Consider the following 5,736-nt stretch of genomic DNA (forward strand, 5'->3'; position numbering starts at 1 on the left):
AAAGAAGAAGCAATGCGTTTAGGTTATGTTTCAGCGGAAGATTTTGATGCGTGGGTAAAACCGGAAGATATGGTTTAACTGTCTTTTTTTTCGATTTTTCCGATGATATCATTCAACATATCAATCTGAACTTTCTGAAACTCAATCAGTGACTGCTCCTGATGCATAATCAAGTGGTCTATTTTCTCATGCAACATTCTGATTTCGAGTTCTGATTTCAGATTGACCATATAATCATTTTTAGCTCTTTGCCGGTCTTTTTCTTCCTGTCGGTTCTGACTCATCATAATCACCGGTGCCTGAAGCGCTGCAATACAGGAAAGGATCAGATTCAAAAGAATAAACGGATAGGGATCAAATCCTCTGTTGAGAAAAATAAAAACATTCAAGCATATCCATACCAATAAAAAAAACAAGAAAGACAGTATAAAAGTCCAGCTTCCTCCAAACTCGGCAACTTTATCGGCAATCCGTTGACCAAAAGTAACATTTGAGCTATCTTCCTCCGGTTTTTGAAGAACTGTTTGCTGGTTTGTCAATGAAGTAATTACCGCTTTTTCCAGTTCGTTCAACTCGCTGACTTCCTTCAACAGAAAACCAGAAATGTATTTTTCCCGGAAGTAATTCAGTTCTTCAACAGACAGTAAACTATCAACATTAAAACCAGGATATTCATTTTGAATACAATCAAAGATAGATTTACGAATTGTTTTTCCGTAAACCCGGTCAGATATCGGAAATTCTTCTCCTGAAATATCACTTACGAATGTCTTCATACCTCTCCTCTTTTAAAACCATTTTTTCTTTCTGAAATAAACAATCATCCCCACGACCAATAAAAACATGCCTGCCAAAACCTCAAAATAGCCATACTTCCAGCGCAGTTCCGGCATATAATCGAAATTCATCCCATAAACACCCACCACAAAAGTCAGCGGTATGAATATAACTGAAACTACAGTAAGGGTTTTCATAATCTCATTCATTCTTTGGCTTTGCGTCGAAAAATGAAAATGGGAAGCACTGTCTAATGAATTCAGATCGTAATCAATCTGCTCCAAAAGCTCTAAACATTTTTGATGCAAACGGGCGAAAAAAGTATAATTGGCAACTTCAATTCCGTCGTAATCAGTATCATCCTTAAAACTTTTCAGACTGAATAAAGCATCCCGGAGCGGAATAATAGAACGTTTAAGGAAATTAAGATTCTCACGGTTGTTTTCAATCCGAATCAAAACATCCTGACGATGATTCGTTTTAGATTCAACCATCAGCGCTTCGATTCGGTCTTCATATGCTTCAATAGTGATATAAAAATTTTCCATGATAGCATCCAACATCAAATACAGCAGATAGTCATTTTTCTTTTTACATACAATACCGGCATTTGTTCTTATACGCTCACGGATATGCGTAAAAAAATCACTTTTCTTTTCCTGAAAAGAGACCAGAAGATTTTCCTTTAATATAAAACTGATTTGCTCTACACGTGCACTATTTAAATCCTCATCCGGCAAAATCGACTTGATACTGAAAAACAAAGTGTCATTGAGTTCTTCCATTTTTGTCCGCCTGGTGGTATTTAAAATATCACCGACGATATAAGGTTCTATTTTCAGTAAAACTCCGACTTCTTTAACCAATTCAACATTATGTAAGCCATGAATATTCAACCATTTAACATCATTTACCTGATCTGGATCATTAAGTTCTTCATTCACTTTTTTCAGCTGAACTCTATGGTATTCCTCATAGCGGTTCTCATTATAAACAAATATCTGAAGTTCAACAGGATCTATCTTATGAACTCCTGTATACTCGTAAAAATTGGGTTGGGCTTTACGTCCTTTTTTGTATTTAATTTTTCGCACGCAGTAAAGACTTTTAATTTAGTTCTAAGTTACATTATTTTTTTAAATAAAAAGGTCGCCAAGTTTTCCCTGACAACCTTTTCAACTGTTATATGTATTTTCAGTTAACCTATTTTTTGGTTACCCGAATGGAGATACGTCGGTTTTGCGCTCTTCCTTCTTCCGTATCGTTAGAAGCTACAGGATGCTGTTCTCCATAACCTTCAGCAGCCATTCTTGCCGCAGGAATACCTAATTTGACAAGTTCAGCCATTACTGATTTGGCTCTTTCATCGGATAATTTCAAATTGGCAGCCGGATCACCAACATTATCGGTATAGCCACCTAATTTGATTTCCACCGCCGGATAAGCCTTAAGAATTTCAGCTATATTCTTAAGTTGTTCTTGAGATTCCGGTTGTAAAGTAGCTTTTCCGGTATCAAACAACAATCTGTCGAAATTGAACCAGGTAGTTTTATCAACCACTTTAGTCTTGTCTTCTATCCATTTAACCAATTGGTTTTCGATACCTAATTCCGGAGCGTTAAGTTCCACTCCATTTGCAAGTTTTATTTTTAAGAATTCTCCCAAAGATACTGCTGCATCTTTAACTTCAGTTGCCGCATCTTTTATGTCATCCCCTAAAGAATCCATATTTACTTTGACAGAATCTGTCACTGTTTCTACATTTTCTTCCACTTTTTCTTTATTGCATCCTTTGGTAAGCATATACAACAATAAAATTCCGCCTCCAACAAGAAGAAGTGCCAACAACCATTTTGGAAAACCTCCGCCGGAATCATCATTTTGAACAGGAGAAGCAGCATATCTGGCTTCGTCCCTGTAATTATCTGAAAAACCTAACAACGAACCCAACCCGGCAGGAAGAGCCCCAAAAATATTATTTCTTTCTGATGACAGTAAATTTGTCACAGCTGATGAAGACATCCCGGACTTACCAAAATAGGCCAAAATCATTGCGCCTGCCATACTCAAAAGAGAACCTGCAGACGAACTCTTAATCCCGCCTGCATTTGCAATCAAATCGGTTACTGAAGATTGTTTCCCTCCAAAAAGCAAATCAAGCAATTTAGAACCAATATCACTCGCTTTTCCGCCGTTAAGCAGCGGAGGTAAGTTTAACAAAACATTACCTGAGTTCTGAGTTTCTGTAACCAAATTCATAACACTGCTCATAAAACCAGAATCATTCGATTTGTTCACAAAACCACTTAATAAAGTCGGAATAGCAGCAGATATTGAATTTGTTATACCACTTTCTGATTCACCAAGAATTCCACCCGCTTGAGATATTACATCTGGTGTAACATACCCTTTTAACTGATTTAATAAACTTGAATCCATAATTTTTTTTGATTAATTACTTTGATTAATAGCAGACAAAATTAAATCTTACTCATTGATTATCAGGTATTTATATTTTTTTATCCACGAAATGACCGATAAAATCGTCAAATAGAAATAATAGCCATTTTTCAATTTAAATCTCAAATGAAATGATTTACTTTAATCCTTATTTTTACAAAAAAATAATTCATGAAAATCCTAATTAAAAATATAAAAGAACTATTACAGGTTCGTGAAAATAATATTGATAAAGTTTCAGGAAGAGAAATGGCAACTTTACCTAAAATTGACAATGCTTTTTTACTAATTGAAAACAACTTGATTGCCGATTTCGGAACGATGCGCAACTGCCCGGATGGCCATTTTGACAAGATTATAGACGCTACCGGAAGAACCGTATTGCCAACTTGGGTTGACAGCCATACCCATATTGTGTACGCAGGAAATCGAGAACAGGAATTTGTTGACCGAATTAACGGACTGACTTACGAAGAAATTGCCAATCGTGGCGGTGGAATTTTAAACTCGGCAAAAAAACTTAATGCAACTTCCGAAGATGAAATTTACAACCAATCAAAAGTACGTCTGGAAGAAGTTATGCAACAGGGAACCGGTGCAGTCGAAATTAAATCCGGATACGGTTTAACTGTTGAAGGCGAACTGAAAATGCTCCGGGTTATCAAAAAACTTTCGCAGAACTATCCCATTAAAATAAAAGCCACTTTTCTTGGGGCGCATGCTTTTCCAATGGAATTCAAAGAAAACCATTCAGCCTACATTGATTTAATCATCAACGAAATGCTGCCAAGAATCGCAGCAGAAAATTTAGCCGATTATATCGATGCATTCCTCGAAACAGGTTATTTCTCTGTTGAAGAAACCGAAAGAATTATGGAAGCCGGAAAACAATATGGCCTGACAGCTAAAATTCACGTAAACCAGTTTACTGCCATTGACGGAATCAAAGCTTGTGTAAAGCATGAAGCATTGTCGGTTGATCATTTGGAAATTGTTACAGATGAAGATATTGCCGCTTTAAAAAACAGCAAAACAATGCCTGTCGCCCTGCCAAGTTGTTCTTATTTCATAAGCATCCCTTACACGCCGGCGCGTCATATGATTTCTGCAGGATTACCATTGGCTTTGGCTTCCGATTTTAATCCTGGAACTACGCCTTCAGGAAATATGAATTTTGTAGTGGCAACCGCCTGTATTAAAATGAAAATGACTCCGGAAGAAGCCATCAATGCTGCAACGATAAACGGAGCTTATGCTATGGGGATTTCGGAAACACACGGAAGTATCACCAAAGGAAAATCGGCAAGTCTTATTATTACAAAGCCGCTTACCTCCTACTACCAGCTTCCTTATGCATTTGCCAGCAATCTGATTGAACAGGTAATTATTGAAGGAAAATTGATTTGATTCAAAAAATATCCGATTAATCAACAACCGCAGATTCGCAGATTAAAATAATACGAAATCTGCGAATCTGCGGTTAACATTAAACATCTCAAATAACAACAATAAAAAAGCTGTCAAATGACAGCCTTTTATTTATAAATTAAGTTTAGTTTATTATCTCAACGTAAAACTTGTTTTAGAAACCAATTCTCCTTTATCGAAGATGTTCACATAGAACGTTCCGCCTTCAATATCTTTAACTGGCAGGTCCTGTGCAACCTGAACCGTTTTGTTTTCGTATTTTACGGTTTTCTCAAAACTGTAGGTTAATGTTTTCTCTCCGAAAGATTCAGTCTTTTTATCGCCTAAAACATTATTCTTGCTGTCAATTACCTGAATATGATAGGTTTTATCACCAGATTTAGCAATTTGATTTTCTGCAATCATGAAACTGATTTTCAAAACATCAGCTCTGCTTGCTTTATCTGTATCGATCTGTTTTCCTGAACTTCTTTGTTTCACCGCTGTTGTCTGAAGATTCAATACAGAAAGTTTAGAACCTCTTTCAACAGTTTTAGCTAAATTCTCGTTTTTAGCAACTAACGTGTCGCGAACTTTTCTTGTATCTTCCAATACAACTTGAGTACTGTCACGTTGCGTTGTTAATGTTGTATTTTGTTTTTTCAATGCATCGTTTTCTTTCATTAAGTTATCCATTTCGCGTTTCAAACGTGCATAATTATCTTTAAATTTTCGCATCGCAGCTGCGTCGCCTTGCGATTTTTCAAGCTCTGCCTTTAGTTGTACCAACTTTTCTCTTTCAGCGGAAAGCTCATCGGATAACTCTGTATTAGCCGCAATTGCTTCATCATATTTAGCAATCGAAGCCTGCAACTCTTCATTCAATTTATCTTTTTCTGACATTAATTTATTTTCAGAAGTCTGATTATCAGTACTCATTTTGTACATATAACCTAAACTCCCCAACAACAATAGGGCTAAAACAAGGATAATAGCTTTTAAACTAGAATTACTTTTTTGATTTTCCATGGTATTTAGATTTTTCTTTCAAATTTAATTTTTTTTTTATTTAAACCTAATTACTAAACGAAA

The 5,736-nt window shown here is 36.1% G+C and carries 5 protein-coding genes; 1 reads left to right on the forward strand and 4 read right to left on the reverse strand.

The annotated features are described in order from the left end of the window. Positions 1 to 74 precede the first annotated feature (74 nt). The 3 genes from VLB74_RS09185 to VLB74_RS09195 form a co-directional block, all read right to left on the reverse strand. A complete protein-coding gene (locus VLB74_RS09185) occupies positions 75 to 776 on the reverse strand; it encodes a DUF1003 domain-containing protein (protein ID WP_325203156.1) in 702 nt (233 codons plus the stop codon). Between the two features lie 12 nt (positions 777 to 788). Next, entirely contained in the window at positions 789 to 1,871 is a 1,083-nt protein-coding gene (gene corA, locus VLB74_RS09190) for a magnesium/cobalt transporter CorA (protein ID WP_325203157.1), read from the reverse strand. A 109-nt stretch (positions 1,872 to 1,980) separates the two neighbouring features. Beyond that, complete coding sequence (locus VLB74_RS09195) at positions 1,981 to 3,216, reverse strand: DUF937 domain-containing protein (RefSeq protein ID WP_325203158.1); 1,236 nt, start codon at positions 3,214 to 3,216, stop codon at positions 1,981 to 1,983. 192 nt (positions 3,217 to 3,408) lie between these two features. On the opposite strand from VLB74_RS09195, the gene hutI reads away from it, so the two are divergent. Beyond that, positions 3,409 to 4,644 carry an imidazolonepropionase gene (gene hutI / locus VLB74_RS09200; RefSeq protein WP_325203159.1) on the forward strand — a complete coding sequence of 412 codons (1,236 nt, stop codon included), beginning with the start codon at positions 3,409 to 3,411 and terminating at the stop codon, positions 4,642 to 4,644. Positions 4,645 to 4,797: 153 nt separating this feature from the next. Here the strand turns inward: hutI and VLB74_RS09205 are convergent, their stop codons facing one another. Then, complete coding sequence (locus VLB74_RS09205) at positions 4,798 to 5,673, reverse strand: hypothetical protein (RefSeq protein ID WP_325203160.1); 876 nt, start codon at positions 5,671 to 5,673, stop codon at positions 4,798 to 4,800. Between the last annotated feature and the right edge of the window lie 63 nt (positions 5,674 to 5,736).

Origin of the sequence: Flavobacterium sp. (assembly GCF_035456225.1) — a bacterium.
Taxonomy (GTDB): domain Bacteria; phylum Bacteroidota; class Bacteroidia; order Flavobacteriales; family Flavobacteriaceae; genus Flavobacterium.